The organism is Arthrobacter terrae (assembly GCF_015708085.1).
Lineage (GTDB): Bacteria > Actinomycetota > Actinomycetes > Actinomycetales > Micrococcaceae > Arthrobacter_M > Arthrobacter_M terrae.
On record NZ_JADNYM010000020.1, the window covers coordinates 28,141 to 47,590 of the forward strand.

Sequence of the window (19,450 nt, forward strand, 5' to 3'; positions counted from 1 at the left end):
TCAGTTTCCTCCCGTAGTTCCGGCGGCCATTGCCGCAGGTTTTAGACGAATTTTCAGGTCCGGCCCCAGCGGTGCCACCGCAGCCCCGCCGGCGGCGTCCCAGTCCCACCGTTGGGCATCCGCCAGCGTGCCGATGCCCAAGTCACCGAAGGCAGGAATGCCCGCGCCCAGCAGCGTAGGCGCCAGGTACACAATGAGCTCATCCACCAACTGCGCAGCCAGGAAAGCGGCACTGATCCTCGACCCGCCCTCCACCATCAAATGGCGAACACCATGGTCGAACAGCGTGCGCGACGCGGCCAGCGGATCGCGGGTGCGCAGCTGCAGGAATCCCGCGGGACCAGTGTGTCCGGCCGGAACGGTGAGATCCGCACTGCCGACACCCGTCCCGCAGAAACCCGCGCTGCCGGCACCCGTCCCGGCAGCCTCAGGTCCGGCGGGAACCTCGCCACGAACGGCTGCCTCCGCGGGGATGTTCCGCAGTCCCATGACTACGCGCAGCGGCTGCCGCACAGAGTCCGCACCATCTGCTTCCCGGGCCGTTAGCCGGGGGTTGTCCACGAGTACGGTCTCGGTGCCCACCAGGATCGCATCGATCAGGCGACGGATTCCGTGGTTGTCCGCCCGGGCGGCAGCGGAAGTGATCCATTGGCTGCTGCCGTCGGCCGCGGCAATCCGGCCGTCGAGTGTCTGCGCGAGATGGAGGGTGGTAAACGGCCGGTCATCGCGGACGGCTGTGAACCAGCGACGGTTCAGCTCGAAGGCTTCCGGCGCCAACAGCCCCGACCGTACCTGCACACCCGCATCCCGCAGCCGCTGAGCCCCGCCGGCCGCCGGCTCGTGCGGATCGTCAACGGCGTAAATCACCTTACGGATGCCGGCGTCAATAATTGCCTGTGCACAGGGGCCCGTCCGGCCGGTGTGGTTGCATGGCTCCAGCGTCACCAGCATTGTCAGGTTCTCCAGCGCGCGGGCCAGTGTGCTGGACGGAGCGTTGCCCCTTGTGCTGCCCCTTCTGCTGCCTGTTCCGCCGGTCCGCTGGGCCAGATCCGTCCGAACCCGGGCCAGGACGTCCACCTCTGCGTGGGCGGTTCCCGCGCCGCGGTGATATCCGGTGGCCACGACCTTGCCGGCAGGATCCAGCAGCACGGCGCCCACCAGCGGATTCGCCCCGCGCGGACCCTGAGCTGCCGCACCCAGGGCGGTGTTCATGGCCGCCGATTCGGCGCTGCTGAAGGTCATGGTTTCGTGGCTTATCGGGCCGCTCTTCGGGCCGTTCATCGGGATACCCTCGGATCCGGAAAGGCCGTCTCCACCAGCACTTTTTCCGCATTCCGGTTCCGCACGTGCCACCAGACAAAGAAGCCGGTCAGCGTAAAGGCACCGTAGAAAATGTACATGAAGGCAGAGGCGTAGTAACCGGCGCTGAACAGCAGCGGCACACCCACCAGGTCAACGGCCACCCAGATCAGCCAGAACTCCACCCAGCCTTTGGCCATCCCCACGGTCGCCAGCAGGGATCCCGTGAAGATCCAGGCATCGGCCCAGACCGGGGCATAAGAGCCTAAGGCGGTGAAAATCGGGGTCAAGACCGCAGTGCCGCCGATCAAGGCAACCACCAAGCCCAGCCGTACGCGGTTGGATGCCCAGCGCGGCTCCACGGCCGCGCCGTCGGCGGTCCGTTTGCTCTGCCGCCAGCGGTACCAGCCGAAGATGGAAACGGCGATGAACATGATCTGACGCCCGGCCTGTCCCAGCAGGTTTGCGTACAGCGGTGAGCCAAAGACCGAGCCCATGAAAACCGTGAACAGGAGCGCATTGCCGAAGATGCCCACCGGCCACGCCCAGACCTTCCGGCGCATTCCACCCAGCGCACTGGCCAAGCCAAAGAGATTACCGAGCACCTCGCGCCAGAGCAGGAACCCGCCGCCGGGAAAATCCAGTTTCGCTTCGAAGAGCCACCGGAGCATGTCCATCGTTACTTGCCTTTCGCCAATCTGCAGTGGCTCCGGGGGTAACGACAGAGAGCCCGGACGGGCGGGGCGCTCCACAAAGAGCGCCGACGCCGCGGCAGGCCAAAACTGCTCGTGCTTCTCCCATCCAGACTTTAACTGTCGGTACCGGAATTCCACCGGTTCAACCGTTTGCATTCGAACCGTTGCCGGCCGTTTGCGTGCGGGTCGCGGACTATAACCGCCGGTTCGGACTTACACCGACCCCGGAGCACGTTAAAAACTTGTTACCTCTTTATTATGGCACTGCTTTGCCGTGCGGTCCGCTGCCATAGGACTTCGCCGTCATGAACCAGGCTGGTGGGGGCAAAGTCGAGTTTGCGCGCGACCGAGCACGATGCCACGTTCCCTGGATGAATATGCGCCTGGCAGCGCGCCGTTCCGCACTCACCGAGCCAGCAAAGCATCCCGGCGGCGGCCTCTACTGCATAACCGTTCCCTTGCTGCACCACCGCGATCACCCAGGCTACGTCCGCAACTAACTCCCCCGATTGCACGCTGACGGTTGCCTGCACGAACCCGAGCGCAGCGCCGGTTTCCTGGTGGCGGACAATCCAGTTGAGCCAGGCCTGGTCCCGCTTAGGGGAATGACCGGCGCTTTGTGCCGTGTACCGCAGGCTGAGCGCGGCTTCGGTCGGTGGTTCGCCGCCGGTAAAGCGATAAAGCGAGGGCCCGGACAATACAGTGGTCATTTCCCGGGCATGCCCGGGCGTGAGCGGTTCAAGGTCCAGGCGCCGCGTCCGTATGGCGGATGCGGACATCTGTCGGGCGTGAACTTCCGCCGCTGCAACTGAATCCACGTCAGCAGGATCTTCGGTGTCCGGCGGCATCATGGAATCTTATCGGATCGCCAGCTGGCCCTTGGCCCGGAGCAGCTCAATGGCTTTCCCCGGATCCGCAGCCCCATACACCGCGGATCCGGCCACGAACATCGTGGCTCCGGCCTCCGCCGCGCGGGTGATGGTCTCCTCGGTGATCCCGCCGTCCACCTGGATAGCCACGTCCACGCCGGATCCCTCGATGGCCTGCTGCGCGCGACGGATCTTCGGCAGGGTCACGTCCAAAAACGACTGCCCGCCAAAGCCTGGCTCCACCGTCATGATGAGCAGCATGTCCAACTCCGCCAGCATGTCCAAGTAGGGCTCCACCGGTGTCGCGGGCCGCAATGCCATGCCCGCCTTGGCGCCGCGGGCGCGCAGCTCGCGCGCCAGCTTGATCGGTGCGTTGGACGCCTCGACGTGGAAAGTCACCGAGGCCAACCCCGCATCGGCGTATGCCGGCGCCCAGCGGTCCACCTCGGCAATCATCAGGTGCGCGTCCAGCGGCACCGGGCTGACTTCCTGGATTCGTTGCACCACCGGCAGACCAATAGTCAGATTCGGCACAAAGTGATTGTCCATAACATCAACGTGGACAGCGTCGGCGTTGGCAATCCTGCCCAGCTCCGCCTGAAGATTCACAAAATCGGCGGAAAGGATGCTGGGGCTGATGCAACAGCGCGCAACGGGGCGGTTAGCGGTCATGGGGTACCTTTCGTGAGAATCACGCTTTCTTGCGAATCAAGCCTTTTTGCGGATCAAGGCCAAAAACATGGCATCCGTGGCATGGATGTGCGGCCAGAGCTGAGCCGTTTTCTCGTGTCCAGAGCCCAGCTTTCCGGTAAGGCTGACGCCGTCCAGGACCGCGCCGGCGTCGAGCAGCTCCAGATCTTCACGCTTGCGCAACGCATCGACGACGACGGCGTTAGTCTCCGCCGGGTGCGGCGAGCAGGTTGCGTAGGCCACCACGCCGCCCGGACGCACCGCTTTAATGGCCGAAGCCAACAGCTCGCGCTGTAAGGGTCCGAGCTCGCCGACATCGGACGGTTTGCGGCGCCAGCGCGACTCCGGCCGGCGGCGCAGCGCACCCAGGCCGGTGCAGGGAGCATCCACCAGAATGCGGTCAAAGCCCTCCGGACGCTGCTCCCCCACCTCGCGGCCGTCACCAATCCGCACAGTCCAAACGTCCCGCGGCACCGCGGCCAGCGCCTGCTTCACGAGCTTGGCCCGGTGCGGCGCGGGTTCGTTAGCCAGCAGGGTTGCCCCGCACTGGCCCGCCAGGGCTGCCAGCAGGGCTGCCTTGCCGCCCGGGCCGGCGCACAGATCCAGCCAGCGTTCGCCGTCGGGCTCCGCAGCTGAGCCCCGACGCGGGAGCAGCTCAGCGGCCGCCAGCGCGCGGGCCACCAGCTGCGACCCGACGTCCTGCACCCGGTTGGTGCCCTCCCGCACGGCTAAGAGCCGGCCGGGATCACCGCCGGAGGAAAGCGCAGAATCCGGCGCCAGAGGGCCGACGGTAAAGCCCTCAGCCAGGGCCTCGGAAAGGTCGCCCAACCCCGGCAGCGCCACCAGGTTCACCACGGGAGCGGCGTTGTCCGCTTCCAGCAGTGCCGTGATTTCCGTGACGACCCGTCCGTGCGCGACCAGCGATTGGCGCAGTGCACGGACGATCCATTCCGGGTGTGAATAGGTCAGCGCGGCGATCGTGGACGCGTCCGTCTGTCCGTGCGTGAGCGTGGCGATCCACTCCTGCAGATCCTTTGCGGTCACGCGGCGGAGCACGGCGTTAATCAAGGACGACGGACCGGCACCAACGACTGCACGGGCAAGGCCGACCGTCTGGTCCAGGGCGGCATGCGCCGGGACCCGCATCGCGAGGAGCTGGTGGACGCCGATCCGCAGGGCATCGAGAACGGCGGGATCCAGCTGCTCCAGCGGCCGGTCAACGCAGCGCGCCAGAATCGCATCATATGTTCCCTGGCCGCGCAACGCTCCGTAGCTCAACTCGGTGGCAAATCCGGCGTCCCGCTTGTCCAGGTGATGATGCCGGATCCGGGAGGGGAGGACCAGGTTCGCGTAGGCATCCTCGCCGGAAACCGCCCGGAGGACCTCGAAGGCCACCAGCCGGGCCGGGTCAGCCTTGCGGGTGCGTGCCGAAGGGGCCGCGGCGGTAAAGGACGGCGCGGACGTCCGGTTTCGTTCGCGGCCCTGTGCGTTCCGCCGCGCGCCGGAATTCTGCCCCCCGGAATTTCGCGCACCGGGACTGCGTGCCCCGGAGTCCCGCGCACCACTGTGTCCGGAGCCGTGGTTTTCGTTCGTCACTGAAACACCATGTCTTCTCTGTCCGCCAGGCCTCGTGCCCAGTCCGTTGCCTGCATTGTCTTCTTGCCCGCCGCCTGCACATGCCCCAGTTCAACTGGATGCGAGCCGGTGCCCACCAGGACGGATTTGGGCCCCACTGCAAGCCGGCCCGGCAGCAACCCGGTGGGATTCGCCTCCGGAGCCGGGTCGGCGCCTGGGCTGGAATCCGGGCTCAGTCGTACCGGTCCGAGTTTGATCCGCTGGTCCGCGAGCATGGTCCAGGCGCCGGGCTCCGCTGTGACCGCCCGAATCCTGCGTCCAATGGCCAGCGCCGGCTCGCTCCAGTCAATCCGGCCGTCTTCGATGCTCAGTTTCGGTGCCAAGGTGATCTCACCGCGCTGCGGTTGCGCATTCGCGTGCCCGGATTCCAGCGCGCTCAGGGTCTGGACCAGCAGCACCGCGCCGCTATGGGAAAGCCGGTCGAGCAGTTCGGAGCCCGTGTCGGTGGGTCTGATCGATTCCGTAAGAGTGCCGTAAACCGGGCCCGTGTCCAGCCCCCTTTCAAGGGCAAAGGTGGAAGCCCCGGTGACATCGTCACCGTGCAGGATCGAGTGCTGAACCGGTGCGGCGCCGCGCCACGCGGGCAGCAGCGAAAAATGCAGGTTAATCCAGCCCAACGGCGGAATCACCAGGGCTTCGGCCGGGATCAAGGCACCGTAGGCGACGATCGCGGCCACCTCGGGGGCCAGCGCGGCGATCTCGGCGGAGGCCTGCTGGTCAATTCGTGCAGCCCGGATGATCGGCAAACCGAGCTCCTGGGCACGTTGGGCCACGGGCGACGGCGTCAACACACGTTTGCGTCCCACGAGCGCGTCCGGGCGGGTCAGCACCCCCACGATGTCCAGGCCGGCAGCCAGCAGAGCGTCCAACGACGGCACGGCCACCGCAGGCGTGCCCGCAAAAAGCACCCTCATCTGCCGCTCCCACCCCGCACGCTGCCGCCGCCGAAAGCAGATCCGGCATGTCCGGTCCCACCAAAGCTGGAGCCGACGCTGCGGGCGCGCTTTGCGGTTGTCTTTTCCGTCACTTCACCGTAGCTGGCATTGCGGATGGCGCGGAGGGCGGCCTTGCGGTCCTCGCCGTCGAGCCTGTCAACAAACAGCTTGCCGTTTAAATGGTCGGTCTCGTGCTGGAAGCAGCGGGCCAGCAGGCCCTCGGCCTCGACCTCGATGGTCTCGCCGTTCAGGTTCACCCCACTTACCGTTGTCCGCAGCGCCCGTGGTGCCGGGAATCCCAGGCCGGGGACGGACAGGCAGCCCTCAACCCCGGGCGGCTGTTGTTCCGGGCTGTTGATTAGCACCGGGTTGATGACGTGGCCATGGTCCGCTCCGATCCGGTAGGTGAAGACCCGTTTGCTCACGCCCACCTGCGGGGCCGCCAGCCCGGCACCGTCAACATCATCCATGGTTTCCATCATGTCCTGCACGAGCTTCGCCAATTCCGGCCCGAACTCCAGCACCGGATCCGCCACGGTCCGCAGCACCGGATCGCCGATAATACGGATACTCAAAATGGCCATGCGGAAGGAGCCTCACTTCAGTGCGGGACGTTGAATGAACGGAATTTTTATAGCTTCGCGTCCTAAGTCTAGTTGGGCTGCGGTTTCAGCGGGCTGCGGTTGCATTGGCCGTGGTTTCATTGGGCTGCGGTTTCAGCGGGCTGCGGCGGACCCGCAGTGGACGCGTCGGGCTGGGGCGGAGAAATGGGCAGCAGCGCCGCACCGGCGGCACGGACGTCCGCTGCTGTTTTCCACACGGTCCGCAGCGCGGCGAACTTGTACCAGTGATATTTGAGCACCTCCGGGTTGGCCCGCAGCGCACGGACCTCTGTCTCCCCGATAGCCACGCCCAGCAGGATCGGATCCGCACCGTAAAGCCATGGCTCCCAGCTTCCGGCGCCGGCGTCAACCAGGCCCTCTTCGGCCTTCATCCCGGCCACCAATTGCATAACCACTTTGTCATCCAGCGCCTTCACCCCGCCGTTGCGGTCCGTTCCCTTGGTCTTGTAATCGATCAGACACAACCTCCCTCCGATCCGCGCCACCAAATCCAGCGTCCCTGCGTAGCCGACGGTATGGTTCCAAACCGTCACCTCGGGCGCAACAGGCTCTACCTTGTATAGGTCCCACCATTCATCGAAGCGCGCCGCAAACTTTTCTTCGCCGTTTTCCGCCAACGCGGCCCGCGTCTCCGGCATCCGATGCGCCCGGCCCAGCGCCCGCAGCGAGACCTGTTCGCAGTATGAGTGAACGCGGTCTCCCCGGGCTGCGGCTGCATCCCGGAATCTCTCCGCCGCTTTGGAAGCATCATTGACCATCCCCCGCAATTGGGAGGGGTTGGCCAGGGCTCCCGGGAGGGCCGGATGCTTGGCCAGGGAATTGGCGGCCATATAGCCGAACCAACCGTCCAGCGTCCCGGACTGCTGGGAAATCACCGTGGTGATGGACGGCATGAGGGGCGGCTCCGACAGGGACCGGGCGTACATCCGGCCGAATTCGGTGGCGTGGGCTAAGGCTGGCTGAGTCATGCCTCCACTATTGCATCCGGCACCGACACGGGGTCAGAGAGCACCGGCAGCCATAGCTCACCGGTATCGGGATCGGCATCGGGATCGGCATCGGGATCGGGACCGGGACCGGGACCGGAACCGATTGTGGCCGACGAACTCTGACTCTGACCAACCCGAGGCTTCGTGTGATATTAACCACACAATATTCAACAGCACCCTTGCCTTTACCGGCGTAGCCTGTGAGGCAGTAGCCAGCGATGGCGCTGGTGCGGACGAGGAGTCATGTCATGAGCGACGAACCATGAGCACAGAACCCAGCCCCATCCCCGCACAGGCTGTTCCTGGGCAGGTACTGCCTGCGGGGGCGCCCGCTGCGACCCTTCCGTTCGCCGATCCGGCTGCACTGGGACTGGGCGCCTTCGCGCTGACCACTTTTGTGCTCAGTGTGGTCAACGCCGGTCTTATCCCTAAACTTGACGAACCCGTGGTGCTCGGTCTGGCCCTATTTTATGGCGGGGTGGCCCAGTTTGCGGCCGGCATCTGGGAATTCGCGAACCGGAATACCTTCGGAGCAACGGCGTTCTGCTCATATGGTGCTTTCTGGCTCTCCTTCTGGTTCCTGGTCCAGTTCCGGGCCGCCGATCTGCCGCCTGCCGATGCCGGCAAGGGCATTGGTCTGTTCCTGCTGGCCTGGGCCATCTTCACGGCTTATATGACTGTCGCCGCATCCCGGGTCAGCATGGCGGTCTTCGGCGTCTTCATTTTCCTGACCCTGACCTACATTGCCTTGGCCATTGGCGCGTTCACCAGCTCCGACTCGCTGACCGTCATAGGCGGCTGGCTCGGCATCATCACGGCCCTCATCGCCTGGTACGCCTCGTTTGCCGTGGTGACAAACTCCACGTTTAAGCGGCCGATAATACCAGTAGGGACTCGGTGATTCCCGTGCCCGGTGCGTCAGGAAACGACCAGGACAATCTGAACGGCGGCGGCAAAACAACGCCGACAAACGCATCGTCCGGGACCGGGACGCTCGCAAACCTGCTGCACGAGCAGCGTCGGTTCCCGCCGTCGTCGGACTTCACGGCGCAGGCCAACGTCACCGCAGAGGCGTACGCCCAGGCAGATGCGGATTATCAGGCGTTCTGGGACCGCGAGGCCGGCCGCCTGGCCTGGGCACAGCAATGGACAAACGTACTGGACTGGTCCAACCCGCCGTTCGCCAAATGGTTTGTCGGCGGCAAACTCAACGCCGCATACAACTGCCTTGACCGGCATGTCGAGGCCGGGCGCGGGGACAAGGTGGCCTACTACTTCGAGGGCGAAGGCGGAGACACCCGGACCATTACCTATGCGCAGCTGACGGACATGGTCTGCCAGGCCGCGAACACCCTGGCTGACCTCGGAGTTAAAGCCGGTGACCGGGTGGCCATCTACATGCCGATGATCCCGGAGACCGTCGTGGCAATGCTGGCCTGCGCCCGGATCGGCGCGCCGCACACCGTCGTGTTCGGCGGATTCTCCGCAGACGCCCTGCGCACCCGCATCCACGACTGTGACGCACGCATTGTCATTACCGCCGACGGCGGCTACCGGCGCGGGCAGCCGGCTGGCCTGAAGTCCGCCGTCGACGAAGCGCTGCTCGACTGCCCGGATGTGCGCAGCGTGCTGGTGGTCCGGCGCACCGGACAGGACGTCGCATGGGAGGACGGGCGCGACATCTGGTGGCATGACTCGGTGGAGCAGGCCAGCACGCACCACCACGCCGAGCCCTTCGACGCCGAACATCCGCTGTACGTCATGTACACCTCCGGCACCACGGGAAAGCCCAAGGGCATCCTGCACACCACCGGCGGCTACCTGACGGGCTGCGCCTACACCCACTGGGCGGTTTTCGATCTCAAGGCGGAGACGGACGTTTTCTGGACGGCGGCGGACATCGGCTGGGTCACCGGGCACAGCTACATCGTCTACGGACCGCTGGCCAACGGCGCAACCTCCGTCCTGTACGAGGGCACTCCGGACACGCCGCATCAGGGCCGCTGGTGGGAAATCATCGACAAATACAAGGTCACGCTGCTGTACTGCGCGCCGACCGCCATCCGGACATTCATGAAATGGGGAGCGCAGATCCCCGACAAGTACAGTCTCGCCAGCCTGCGGCTGATCGGTTCCGTGGGCGAGCCGATCAATCCGGCCGCTTACATCTGGTACCGCGACACGATAGGGCATGGCCGCACGCCGGTGGTGGACACGTGGTGGCAGACGGAAACCGGTTCGATTGTGGTCAGCCCACTGCCCGGAGTCACCGCCGGAAAGCCCGGGGCGGCCATGAAGGCGCTGCCGGGCTTCCGAGTCGACGTGGTGGACGACGAGGGCCAGCCCGTGCCCAACGGCTCCGGCGGCTACCTGGTGCTCACCCAGCCATGGCCGGCCATGCTGCGCACCATCTGGGGCGACGACGATCGATACGTCAGCACCTATTGGTCCCGTTTCCCCGGGCTGTATTTTGCCGGTGATGGTGCAAAGAAGGACGACGACGGCGACATCTGGGTCCTGGGGCGGGTGGACGATGTGATGAACGTTTCCGGTCACCGGCTCTCCACCACCGAGATCGAATCCGCGCTGGTCTCCCACCCCATCGTGGCCGAAGCCGCCGTCGTTGGTGCCACCGACGACATGACCGGGCAGGCAGTCGTCGCCTTTGTCATCCTGCGCAGCGAAGCCGGCGACGGCGGTCCGGACGTCGTCCAGCAGCTCCGTCAGCACGTGGCCAAGGAAATCGGGAAAATGGCCCGGCCGCGGCAGATCATGGTGGTCGCCGAGCTGCCGAAAACCCGTTCGGGAAAGATCATGCGGCGGCTGCTCAAGGACGTGGCGGAGAACCGCGAAATCGGGGACGTGACCACGCTGGCGGATTCCACCGTCATGGAGCTGATCCGTTCCAGCATGCCCGGAATGGAGTCACAGTAGCGCCTGGCCGCCTTCCAATTGGCCTCAGCAGCGGCGGGACTTCATAAGCTTGACGGATGCAACGACTAGCCAGGGTCCTAACCGAAGTCTTTTCTCCCACCGTTGTGGTTTCCGCGTTTTTGCTGACCACCGGAGCGGTGTCTGACGGGTGGCGCGGTCTCTGGTTTGGACTGCTGGCAGCGTTCTTTACCGCCGTAGGACCGTTTGCCGGCGTTGTCCTCGCGACCCGACTGGGTAAAGTCTCCGATCATCACGTTGGAAACCGCCGGCAACGGCTGCCCATACTTCTGGGCGCCATGGTCTCGGGTTTCTGTGGACTGGTACTCCTGCTCCTGCTCGGAGCCCCGCGCGTCTCGATTGTTGGACTGCTGAGCGTAATCTTCGGAATGGTGATTGTCGGTGCCGTGAACGCGTTCTGGAAATTGTCAGTCCATGTATCCGTGGTCACGTTTGCAGCCGTCGCTTCGGTTCTGACCCTCGGATCAGGCTTCCTGCCCGCGCTGCTGATTCCCGCCGCAGTCGGCTGGTCCCGGGTGAAGCTCAGTGACCACTCCACGGCCCAAGTCCTCGTCGGGATACCGGCAGGGTGCATAGTCGCTGCGGCATATGCCGGGTTCCTCTAAGTCTCCTGAGAAATGAGAAAAGCCCCTCTGACCGGCATTTGAGCTGGTCAGCGGGGCTTTCTCGTGGGTGGGCGATACTGGGTTCGAACCAGTGACCTCTTCGGTGTGAACGAAGCGCGCTACCACTGCGCCAATCGCCCGCATGACCCGGCGGCCGGGAAGGCCACTCAAGCACTGCGTTGCATCAAAATCCTAACGGATACCGGCGTGGGCTCATAATCAAGCCGACGCCGGCCCACGAAGCAGCGGCTGCTCCGCCGGGACGGCGTTGCCCGGCAGCGTTCCCGCGGCCCGGTACCCGCTTCACCTCCGGCCTTGAAGAGCTACAAAATTACAGGGATGTAATCCACAAATTCCCCGCCGTTGCGGGCCTGCAGGGTGCACTTGTCTCCCTTCTGGTACCCCTGCGGCCGCTCAATTTGGTGTTTGGCTGAACCTTCTGTACAGTTTTTCTAGCAAGGAACGCCACGAACGCTTCAGCAGGAACGAAGCGGGAATGGAAACTGCAGAGAACTCAGTTATTGAGGGATCAACGTTGTTCCTTATGCGGATGTGGCTCAGTGGTAGAGCATCACCTTGCCAAGGTGAGGGTCGCGAGTTCGAATCTCGTCATCCGCTCGCAGGACACTGTCGGAAAGTGTTCGGAGCATTATGGTTGGGTGGATTGAATAATCTGCTCAATTCTGGGTTTCCGGACCAAAACACGGTGGGGTGGCCGAGAGGCGAGGCAGCGGCCTGCAAAGCCGCGTACACGGGTTCGAATCCCGTTCCCACCTCCACTTCACCGCAGTAAACAGGTTTCAGCAGGTTTTCCTGGTGCTGATCTGGGCGATTGGCGCAGCGGTAGCGCGCTTCCCTGACACGGAAGAGGTCACTGGTTCGATCCCAGTATCGCCCACCACAGCAAGCAGCTTCGTGAAGAAGCTGCTTTTTTGTTGCCCGGACACGCGCTTGGCAGCCTTGGCACCGGCCGGGATCTGCGCTTAGACTTATTGAGCTGGAGCAAAATAGCTCCCACGAGTGAAGGGAGGTGCCCGTGAGTGTTTTTGACGACATCAAGGGCAAGGCCGCGGGACTGGTCAACGGCAACGAGGCTGCGATCAGGAACGGCATCGACAAGGCCGGGAACTTCATCGATAGTAAGACCGGTGACAAGTTCAAGGACAAGGTCGACGGCGTCCAGAACGCTGCGCACGGCTTCGTCGGCAAGGTGGGCGGTAACCCGAACACCAATACCGACGAAAGCACTGGGGATCGTCCCGCTTAGAACTCCCTTAGCCTGAGAATTGCGTCAAAGGAGCGCTGGCCCTGCCGAGAGGCAGTGCCAGCGCTTTGGCGTTTAAGACGTTGGGGCAGCTTTAGGCCGGAGGCAGGTCAGCTGGCCTCCTGCTTTTGGCCCTCCCGAACCAGTGCAGTCAGCCGGGAGACCGCACGGTAGTACTTCTTCAGGTATCCCCCGGCCATCATTTCCGGCGTGAACAGCGAATCGAAGGGAACCCCGCTGGCCAGAATCGGTACGTCGCGGTCATAGAGGCGGTCCGCAAGTACCACGAAGCGCAGTGCAACGGACTGTTCGCTGATGGTTTCCACGTCCCGCCATACGACGGCGTCGATGCCGTCCAGCAGTTGGCGGTAGCGGCTGGGATGGACCGCCGACAAGTGATTCACCAAGGTTTTAAAATCATCCAGGGCCACGGTCTTCTCCGCGAATTCAGCTTTGATCACGGCGTTCAGATCGCTGTTGGACAGCGGCTGCGGCGGAGTGGGCAGGCCGCGGTGGCGGTAATCCTCCCCATCGATCCTGACAACCTCGAACTGGTCGGCCAGCACCTGAATTTCGCGCTGAAAGTCAACGGCGGCAAACCTGCCCTCGCCAAGCGAACCCGGAAGCGTGTTGGAAGTGGCGGCGAGTTTGACTCCGGCGTCCGCGAGTTCGCGCATCAGCCGGGACATCAGCACGGTGTCGCCGGGGTCATCAAGCTCAAATTCGTCGATGCACACCAGCTTGTAGCTGCTCAACGCTTCGACCGTCTTACGGAAGGACAGCGCGCCCACCAGATTCGTGTATTCAACAAAGGTCCCAAACGCCTTTGGGCCTTCGGATGCATGCCAAAGCGAGGCGAGCAGGTGGGTCTTGCCCACACCGAACCCGCCATCGAGGTAGAAGCCGGACCGCACGGCGGGCTTCTTCGCTGCGAAGAGCTTCCGCAGCCCTTTGGGCTCCGGGATATTAATGGACTCCGCGAAACGTTCCATGGCCCTGACCGCCGTGGTTTGCGACGGCTGCGCGGGATCAGGGCGATAGCTGGCGAACGAAACGGAGCCAAAGCGCGCAGAGGGATAGAAGCCCTTGAGAAGCTCGTCCACCGTCACAGACGGCATACGTGCGGAAAGGTGCTCAAGCTGTGCCAAGGGGCGGTATCCATTCATCTCGGTGCGGGTTGGTGCCCCCGCAGCCGCTATTTCGCGGTGCGGGTGCACAGCAAGAATACCGCCGGAGATGTTGCGTTACGTTAACGGGTGCGGAAGCCTTGCGGCCCGCAGGTGGTTAAGCTGAGGTAAAGGCCGAAAGATCACCACGAGATTAAGGACCCTCATGCCGATTGCAGCAGAGACCAACGAAAAATTTGCCGCGTATGCACATCCGGACCGGCTGGTTTCCACCCAGTGGCTCGCCGATGCATTGGAAGCCGGCGCCGAGAGGGATGGTTCCCTGGTCCTGGTCGAGTCCGATGAGGACGTATTGCTGTATGAAACCGGTCACATTCCCGGTGCAGTGAAAATCGACTGGCACACCGACCTCAACGATGAAGTCACCCGTGACTACGTCGATGCGGCCACCTTCGCCAGACTTGCCGGTTCCAAAGGCATCTCCCGGGACTCCACCGTGGTGATCTACGGTGATAAGTCGAACTGGTGGGCCGCCTATGCACTGTGGGTCTTTACGCTCTTTGGCCACGAGGACGTCCGCCTCCTGGACGGCGGCCGGGATAAATGGATTGCCGAGGGCCGCGAACTGACCACCGCGGCGCCCACGGTCAACGCGGCCAGCTACCCCGTTGTCGAGCGGTCCGACACCCCGATCCGTGCCTTCAAGGACGATGTGCTGGCCCATCTGGGCCAGCCCTTGATCGATGTGCGGTCCCCGGAGGAGTACACCGGCCAACGCACACATATGCCCGCCTATCCGCAGGAAGGTGCGATGCGCGGGGGGCACATTCCAACCGCCGCGTCCATCCCGTGGGGCCGGGCCGCTGCCGCTGACGGCACCTACCGCAGCCGCGAAGAACTCGAAAACCTTTATCTTGGCGAAGCCGGACTCAAGCCAGGAGATGACGTGATCGCGTACTGCCGAATCGGCGAGCGGTCCAGCCATACCTGGTTCGCGCTCAAATACCTGCTGGGTTTCGACTCGGTGCGTAACTATGACGGTTCGTGGACCGAATGGGGCAATGCCGTTCGCGTCCCGATCGCCAAAGGCCCCGAACGCGGCGGACTGCCGACTGCAGGCTGACCGCCGTCGGACTCCAGCACCCAGTAACCGCGCCTCCAGAACCGCGGCCAAATAATTGCCGCCGGCTAACCGCGCCGGCGGAAATCTGAGTAGGCTGGTTTCGATGACTACTACAGCTGCACTGCCTCCCGCCTTGGCGGAGATTGTTGACGACTTCCAGGCCCTCGAAGAACCCGATCGGCTCCTGCTGCTGCTGGAGTTCTCCCGCGGGCTGCCGGCTCTTCCAGAGCGTTTGAGCGATCATCCGGAGCTGCTGGAACAGGTGGTGGAGTGCCAGACCCCGCTGTTCCTGACGGTCGAGACCGAAAAGGGCGACGACGGCGACGTGATCCGGCTCTTCTTCAAGGCACCCCAGGAGGCGCCGACCACGCGCGGTTTCGCCGGCGTCCTGCATGAGGGCCTGGATGGTCTTCCGGCCGCGACGATTCTGGCTGTTCCGGATGACATGCCGGATCTGCTGGGTCTGACCCGGGCGATCACTCCGCTGCGGATGCGCGGAATGTCCGCCATGCTGGGGCGGATCAAGCGCAAGGTCGCGGCGGCCGGCTAGTCCTCCGGGCCCGACACCCTCGGCAGCTCATGGCGCCCCAGCCGCGGCTGCAGCCAATCGGTCACGACGGTTTCCCAGCGCTGTGGATCGACGTTCCACTCCTTCGTATGCAGGGCACGGCTGAAAAGCTCGATCGTCACCATCTCCGGATTGCGCAGTGCCAGTTCGGCTGAAGGCCCGTAAGGAACAAAATCATCGTCCACACTGTGAATAATCAGTGTGGGAGTGCGCAGTTCCACCGCGCGGGCCACCCAGTCCATACTTTTCAGATCCACCGGCGCCGCCAGGCCGGTCAGACGGCGGCCCATGGGATGGCTGAGCATGAGCTGCCCGTACTGGCCGACGGCGGCTGGAATCCTGTTCAGCTCGGCCTGGTGCGCCAGCACGTCAACCCAACTAATCACCGGTGCGTCCAGAACCATGGCCAGAATCACGTTCCGGTGCTTGCTGAGGTCGGCCGCCTGCAGCGCAATAGCGCCGCCCATCGAATAGCCGAAGAGCACCACGTCCTTGGCCCCCTGCGAGAGCGCATACTCAATGGCAGCCTCTATGTCCGGCCACTCGGTGGCACCGAGTCCATAGCGGCCGTCCCCCGCGGCGGGTGCTTCGCCGTCGTTGCGGTAAGAGAGCAATAAGCTGTTCAGGCCAAGATCGTGGGCGGTCCGGACCGCCCGAAGCCCCTCGTTTCTGCTGGCGCCCCGTCCGTGCACCATGATGGCCCAGGTACGTTGTCCGGTCCCGGAGCGGAAGAGCCAGGCTGGTGCCGGGCCCACGGGCAGCTCCAGGGTGATGTCCTCGGCAGTCAGCCCCACGTCCTCGGGGCCGGCGTACACCGCCGAGCTCCACCAGCCGCGGGCAGCGTGCGCCAGCTCGGAGCCGCTGACCCGCAGCACCTCCCGGGTCACCGTGCCTTCACGCGGCACGTAGGAGCGGATCCCGCCAATCACCGCGTGTCCGGCTCCCTTGTCAAAGAACAAGCTGTACGTCCCCGGCACCGTGGTTTCCGCCGTCGCCGGTAAGACCACCTCCAGGTCCATGCCGTCCCGGATCACGGCCAGGATGGGCAAATCCTGTTCGCGCTCCTTCGCGGGCGTCACCACCCGGCGGGCAAAGTAGGCGGCCAGCGCTGCGGTTGCAGTCAGCAGGACGGAGCCCGCACCCGCACCGATACCGATGCCGGCAAGGGTCCATTTCAGCCAGCCGGCCGGCGCGGCGGCCTGGGCCGGAACCGCGTGCGGGCGGCGGCGGGATACGTTCGAGGGCAGGGACCGGCTGCGCTGGGAAGTCGGCGGGGCTGAAGTCGGCATGTTTCCATTGTCGCCAACCGGACCGGGATCGTCGAGCGGCGCACCGCAGCTTGCTCCGGCGGGTGGCTGCAGAGACCTCGCCGGGTGCGTTGCTGACATACGCTTAGGCAATGACTGATTCGATCATTATTCTCACCGAGGAACCGCTGGGCGACGTCGACGCGGAAAACATCACCCGGTTGTACGACGACGGCGACGACGTAGCGCTGCAGCTGCTGGTTCCTGCCGACACCAAACGGAACCTGCTCGTGGACGTCGTCGACAGGCTGACCATGCTGGACCTGCCGGCAGTGCTCCGGGAGCTACGCGAGAAGGCCCCGGACAAGAAGACGGTCCGCGCCGAGGCAGCGCAGATTCTCGCCGTATCGCTGGCAACCTTGGAAAACGCCGGCGCGCGGGTCACCGGACAGGTATCGGAGGGAAACGCCGTTGACTCTCTGGTGGCGGCAGTGCGGGAAACCCAGGCCCGGCAGGCCGTCGTCGTGACCCGTCCGCATGCTCTTGCGGATACCTTCCGGCAGGATTGGGCCAGCCAGGCACAGCACAAGCTTGGTCTCCCTGTGCTGCATCTTTACGCCGGCTCGGGATTTATTGGCGACTCCTAAGCGTTATGCCAATATGAGCAATCAGTTGAACGACCAGACGAACAAGAACCTCGGCACTGCTGACGGGGACGCCGTGACAGACCAGCCAGGAGTCGGCGGGGCCAAAACGGATCAGCAGTGGCGCGAAGAACTCACGCCGGCGGAGTTCGACGTGCTGCGGCGATCCGGAACGGAGCGACCGTTCACCGGCGAATACTGGGACTCGCACACCGCCGGCGTTTACAAGTGCCGGGCCTGCGGTGCCGAACTGTTCACCAGCGGGGAGAAGTTTGATTCCTCCTGCGGCTGGCCATCATTCTGGGCACCGCTGGCAGAGGGAAATGTCCGGTATATCCACGACCGGTCAATGGGAATGGACCGGGTCGAGGTCCGTTGCGCAAACTGTGATTCCCACCTTGGCCATGTCTTTGAAGGTGAGGGTCTGGACAATCCGACCGATCAGCGCTTCTGCATCAATTCTGTCTCTTTGACATTGGTTCCTGCCTCCTAGGCAACGTCCCTGCCTCCCACGCAACGTCCCTGCCTCCCAGGCTACGGGGGCCGAGGCCGGGCCAGCATTCCCGGTGCTGGCCCAGTCGGCCGTTTCCACACCCCCGAGCATAACCTTTACTAATGTTGGAGTGGATCTGGGATAAGTAATGCTGTCGCGTTGATACGCTCGTAGGAGACGTAAACCGGTCGTTTCCCTTCCCTGGCAGAAACGGCCCATGACAGATAAGGACTGGCACGGTGACCGAGACACTCAACGCATATTCCCTTCCGACGCAGGAGCGCGAAGCCGGGCCCGCCGGTCAGCTGTGGCACCGGACCGGGGCTGCCGATCTGCTCGGCAATAGCGACTGGCTTGCCCTTAAGGCGGCCGCCACGGCCCTCCAGCCGCTGCAGATTAAGGACGGTTCCGTTCCCGAAGCTGCCGATCAGGGACCCGCGGCGGAGTACGTCGGCATCATCTGCGGCGCCATCAAGGCCTTGGCGCCGCACTTTCCGCATGACAATGAATACCTGCGCCTGCTGGTCACCGACTTCCAGCGGTGGCGGGACGGCGGGTTCGCCGTTCCGGACTTCCTCGATTCCCTGCTCGCCTTCGCACCGGCCGCCGAACGCATCGACGGACTGGGCCACTTAGTGGTCTTCCCGATGTACACGCAGAACGGCAGCACCAGCCGACTGGTGGAAGCGGTGCTGATTGAAGTGATCTGGCCGGAATTCGTCGCAGAGCTTGAATCGGGGGCGTACTCCAATAAGCTATTCGTTCCGGTCCGTTTCCTGGACTTCACCGCCGGTTATGACAGCAACTCCGCCGTGCTGTTCCCGGAGAGCGTTGCGGTGCGCACGACGCCGTCGTTCACCTGGGGCGCCATTTTTGCCGACCGCGAAGCCGCCCGATTCCGCCGCGTCCTGCGCGCGGCAGCCGCCACCACGTCGCTGGAATTGCCCGCGGACGCTGCGGCCCTGCTCGATGACCAGCAGCTGGCGCAGGAAACATTCGTGATGTGGGACCTGATCCACGACCGGACGCATATGCGCGGGGATCTGCCCTTCGACCCTTTCATGATCAAACAGCGGATGCCATTCTTCCTGTACTCGCTGGAGGAACTGCGCTGCGATCTGACGGCGTTCCGTGAGTCTGTGAGCATCCAGCACGACGAGGACGCCTCACCGCAGGCGCGCAAGCACGCCAAACTTGTGCAGTACGCCGTTATCTTTGACCGCATCTTCCGATTCGCCATCACCGGCAGCCGCGTCCGTAACTACGACGGGCTCGGCGGCCAGCTGCTCTTCGCCTGGCTGCACCAGCACCACGTGCTGCACTGGACCGACACGAAACTCTCCATCGACTGGGACGAAGTAACCGACGTCGTCATTGCCCTCGGAACCGCCATTGAGGACCTGTACTGGCGCTCGATCGACCGCCCCAAGACCGCGCATTGGCTCGCCGCTTACCAGCTTGTCGCCGGCACAGTCACTCCCAATCCTGCCTCCGTCTGGGCCAAGGGCCCGGATGCCTTGCCGCTGGACGGACCGCCGCGCGGGTTGACCGACCAGGTGCTCGATGATGAATTCCCGCTCTCCATGTTCTATGAGGCGCTGGAGAAGAAGATGCGGACCGTGATTGAATCAACGGCCGGCATCACCGGCGAAAGCCCCGACGCCGCTCCCTCGGTATAACTGGTGCCGCGGC

General features: G+C 64.2%; 19 protein-coding genes, 4 tRNA genes and 1 riboswitch. Of the genes, 12 read left to right on the forward strand and 11 right to left on the reverse strand.

Features of this window, described 5'->3' with window-relative positions:
- The 8 genes from ribD to IV500_RS15105 form a co-directional block, all read right to left on the reverse strand.
- On the reverse strand, positions 1–1,281 hold the full coding sequence (gene ribD / locus IV500_RS15070) for a bifunctional diaminohydroxyphosphoribosylaminopyrimidine deaminase/5-amino-6-(5-phosphoribosylamino)uracil reductase RibD (protein ID WP_196397636.1): 1,281 nt from the start codon (positions 1,279–1,281) through the stop codon (positions 1–3).
- Positions 1,278–1,976 (reverse strand): nicotinamide riboside transporter PnuC, encoded by a 699-nt coding sequence (gene pnuC, locus IV500_RS15075; RefSeq protein ID WP_196397637.1) that lies wholly within the window; start codon positions 1,974–1,976, stop codon positions 1,278–1,280. Before pnuC ends, ribD begins: the two co-directional genes overlap by 4 nt.
- A gap of 108 nt (positions 1,977–2,084) precedes the next feature.
- Positions 2,085–2,230: riboswitch (FMN riboswitch) on the reverse strand.
- Between the two features lie 9 nt (positions 2,231–2,239).
- On the reverse strand, positions 2,240–2,812 hold the full coding sequence (locus IV500_RS15080; protein ID WP_312875944.1) for a GNAT family N-acetyltransferase: 573 nt from the start codon (positions 2,810–2,812) through the stop codon (positions 2,240–2,242).
- A gap of 39 nt (positions 2,813–2,851) precedes the next feature.
- The gene (gene rpe / locus IV500_RS15085) at positions 2,852–3,535 is read right to left on the reverse strand and encodes a ribulose-phosphate 3-epimerase (RefSeq protein ID WP_196397638.1); all 684 of its coding nucleotides are present in this window, start codon (positions 3,533–3,535) and stop codon (positions 2,852–2,854) included.
- A gap of 36 nt (positions 3,536–3,571) precedes the next feature.
- A complete protein-coding gene (locus tag IV500_RS15090) occupies positions 3,572–5,149 on the reverse strand; it encodes an RsmB/NOP family class I SAM-dependent RNA methyltransferase (protein WP_196397639.1) in 1,578 nt (525 codons plus the stop codon).
- On the reverse strand, positions 5,146–6,102 hold the full coding sequence (fmt, locus tag IV500_RS15095) for a methionyl-tRNA formyltransferase (RefSeq protein ID WP_196397640.1): 957 nt from the start codon (positions 6,100–6,102) through the stop codon (positions 5,146–5,148). The genes IV500_RS15090 and fmt overlap by 4 nt, the downstream gene beginning before the upstream one ends.
- Positions 6,099–6,707 (reverse strand): peptide deformylase, encoded by a 609-nt coding sequence (def, locus tag IV500_RS15100; protein ID WP_196397641.1) that lies wholly within the window; start codon positions 6,705–6,707, stop codon positions 6,099–6,101. The genes fmt and def overlap by 4 nt, the downstream gene beginning before the upstream one ends.
- A gap of 116 nt (positions 6,708–6,823) precedes the next feature.
- On the reverse strand, positions 6,824–7,714 hold the full coding sequence (locus tag IV500_RS15105; protein ID WP_196397642.1) for a cytochrome: 891 nt from the start codon (positions 7,712–7,714) through the stop codon (positions 6,824–6,826).
- Between the two features lie 283 nt (positions 7,715–7,997).
- Here IV500_RS15105 and IV500_RS15110 point away from each other — a divergent pair, with 283 nt between their 5' ends.
- Genes IV500_RS15110 through IV500_RS15120 form a run of 3 tightly spaced genes read left to right on the forward strand, consistent with a single transcriptional unit; the run spans position 7,998 to position 11,292 of the window.
- On the forward strand, positions 7,998–8,636 hold the full coding sequence (locus IV500_RS15110; RefSeq protein ID WP_196397643.1) for an acetate uptake transporter: 639 nt from the start codon (positions 7,998–8,000) through the stop codon (positions 8,634–8,636).
- Between the two features lie 38 nt (positions 8,637–8,674).
- The gene (gene acs / locus IV500_RS15115) at positions 8,675–10,669 is read left to right on the forward strand and encodes an acetate--CoA ligase (RefSeq protein ID WP_196397688.1); all 1,995 of its coding nucleotides are present in this window, start codon (positions 8,675–8,677) and stop codon (positions 10,667–10,669) included.
- Positions 10,670–10,725: 56 nt separating this feature from the next.
- Positions 10,726–11,292 (forward strand): phosphatase PAP2 family protein, encoded by a 567-nt coding sequence (locus IV500_RS15120; RefSeq protein WP_196397644.1) that lies wholly within the window; start codon positions 10,726–10,728, stop codon positions 11,290–11,292.
- A gap of 68 nt (positions 11,293–11,360) precedes the next feature.
- Here IV500_RS15120 and IV500_RS15125 read toward each other — a convergent pair.
- Positions 11,361–11,432, reverse strand: a tRNA-Val gene (locus tag IV500_RS15125).
- 406 nt (positions 11,433–11,838) lie between these two features.
- Here IV500_RS15125 and IV500_RS15130 point away from each other — a divergent pair.
- From IV500_RS15130 to IV500_RS15145, 4 genes are all read left to right on the forward strand, one after another.
- Positions 11,839–11,910: transfer RNA gene (locus IV500_RS15130), tRNA-Gly, on the forward strand.
- Positions 11,911–11,997: 87 nt separating this feature from the next.
- Positions 11,998–12,071, forward strand: a tRNA-Cys gene (locus IV500_RS15135).
- A gap of 47 nt (positions 12,072–12,118) precedes the next feature.
- Positions 12,119–12,193 (forward strand) — tRNA-Val (locus tag IV500_RS15140).
- A 135-nt stretch (positions 12,194–12,328) separates the two neighbouring features.
- On the forward strand, positions 12,329–12,559 hold the full coding sequence (locus IV500_RS15145) for an antitoxin (protein WP_312875945.1): 231 nt from the start codon (positions 12,329–12,331) through the stop codon (positions 12,557–12,559).
- Positions 12,560–12,666: 107 nt separating this feature from the next.
- Here the strand turns inward: IV500_RS15145 and zapE are convergent, their stop codons facing one another.
- Complete coding sequence (gene zapE / locus IV500_RS15150) at positions 12,667–13,704, reverse strand: cell division protein ZapE (RefSeq protein WP_196397646.1); 1,038 nt, start codon at positions 13,702–13,704, stop codon at positions 12,667–12,669.
- A gap of 184 nt (positions 13,705–13,888) precedes the next feature.
- Here zapE and IV500_RS15155 point away from each other — a divergent pair, with 184 nt between their 5' ends.
- Positions 13,889–14,806: a sulfurtransferase gene (locus IV500_RS15155; RefSeq protein WP_196397647.1), complete on the forward strand. Its 918-nt coding sequence runs from the start codon at positions 13,889–13,891 to the stop codon at positions 14,804–14,806.
- A 103-nt stretch (positions 14,807–14,909) separates the two neighbouring features.
- The gene (locus IV500_RS15160; RefSeq protein WP_196397648.1) at positions 14,910–15,356 is read left to right on the forward strand and encodes a SufE family protein; all 447 of its coding nucleotides are present in this window, start codon (positions 14,910–14,912) and stop codon (positions 15,354–15,356) included.
- Here IV500_RS15160 and IV500_RS15165 read toward each other — a convergent pair.
- Positions 15,353–16,663, reverse strand: a complete 1,311-nt coding sequence (locus tag IV500_RS15165; protein ID WP_196397649.1) for an alpha/beta hydrolase family protein — start codon at positions 16,661–16,663, stop codon at positions 15,353–15,355. The two genes, IV500_RS15160 and IV500_RS15165, sit on opposite strands and share 4 nt — an antisense overlap.
- Positions 16,664–16,773: 110 nt before the next feature.
- On the opposite strand from IV500_RS15165, the gene IV500_RS15170 reads away from it, so the two are divergent.
- The 3 genes from IV500_RS15170 to IV500_RS15180 all read left to right on the forward strand — a co-directional run bounded on the left by IV500_RS15170 (position 16,774) and on the right by IV500_RS15180 (position 19,437).
- A complete protein-coding gene (locus IV500_RS15170) occupies positions 16,774–17,268 on the forward strand; it encodes a hypothetical protein (RefSeq protein WP_196397650.1) in 495 nt (164 codons plus the stop codon).
- A 13-nt stretch (positions 17,269–17,281) separates the two neighbouring features.
- On the forward strand, positions 17,282–17,758 hold the full coding sequence (msrB, locus tag IV500_RS15175; protein ID WP_196397651.1) for a peptide-methionine (R)-S-oxide reductase MsrB: 477 nt from the start codon (positions 17,282–17,284) through the stop codon (positions 17,756–17,758).
- 305 nt (positions 17,759–18,063) lie between these two features.
- Positions 18,064–19,437: a DUF6421 family protein gene (locus IV500_RS15180; protein WP_196397689.1), complete on the forward strand. Its 1,374-nt coding sequence runs from the start codon at positions 18,064–18,066 to the stop codon at positions 19,435–19,437.
- Positions 19,438–19,450: the final 13 nt, after the last annotated feature.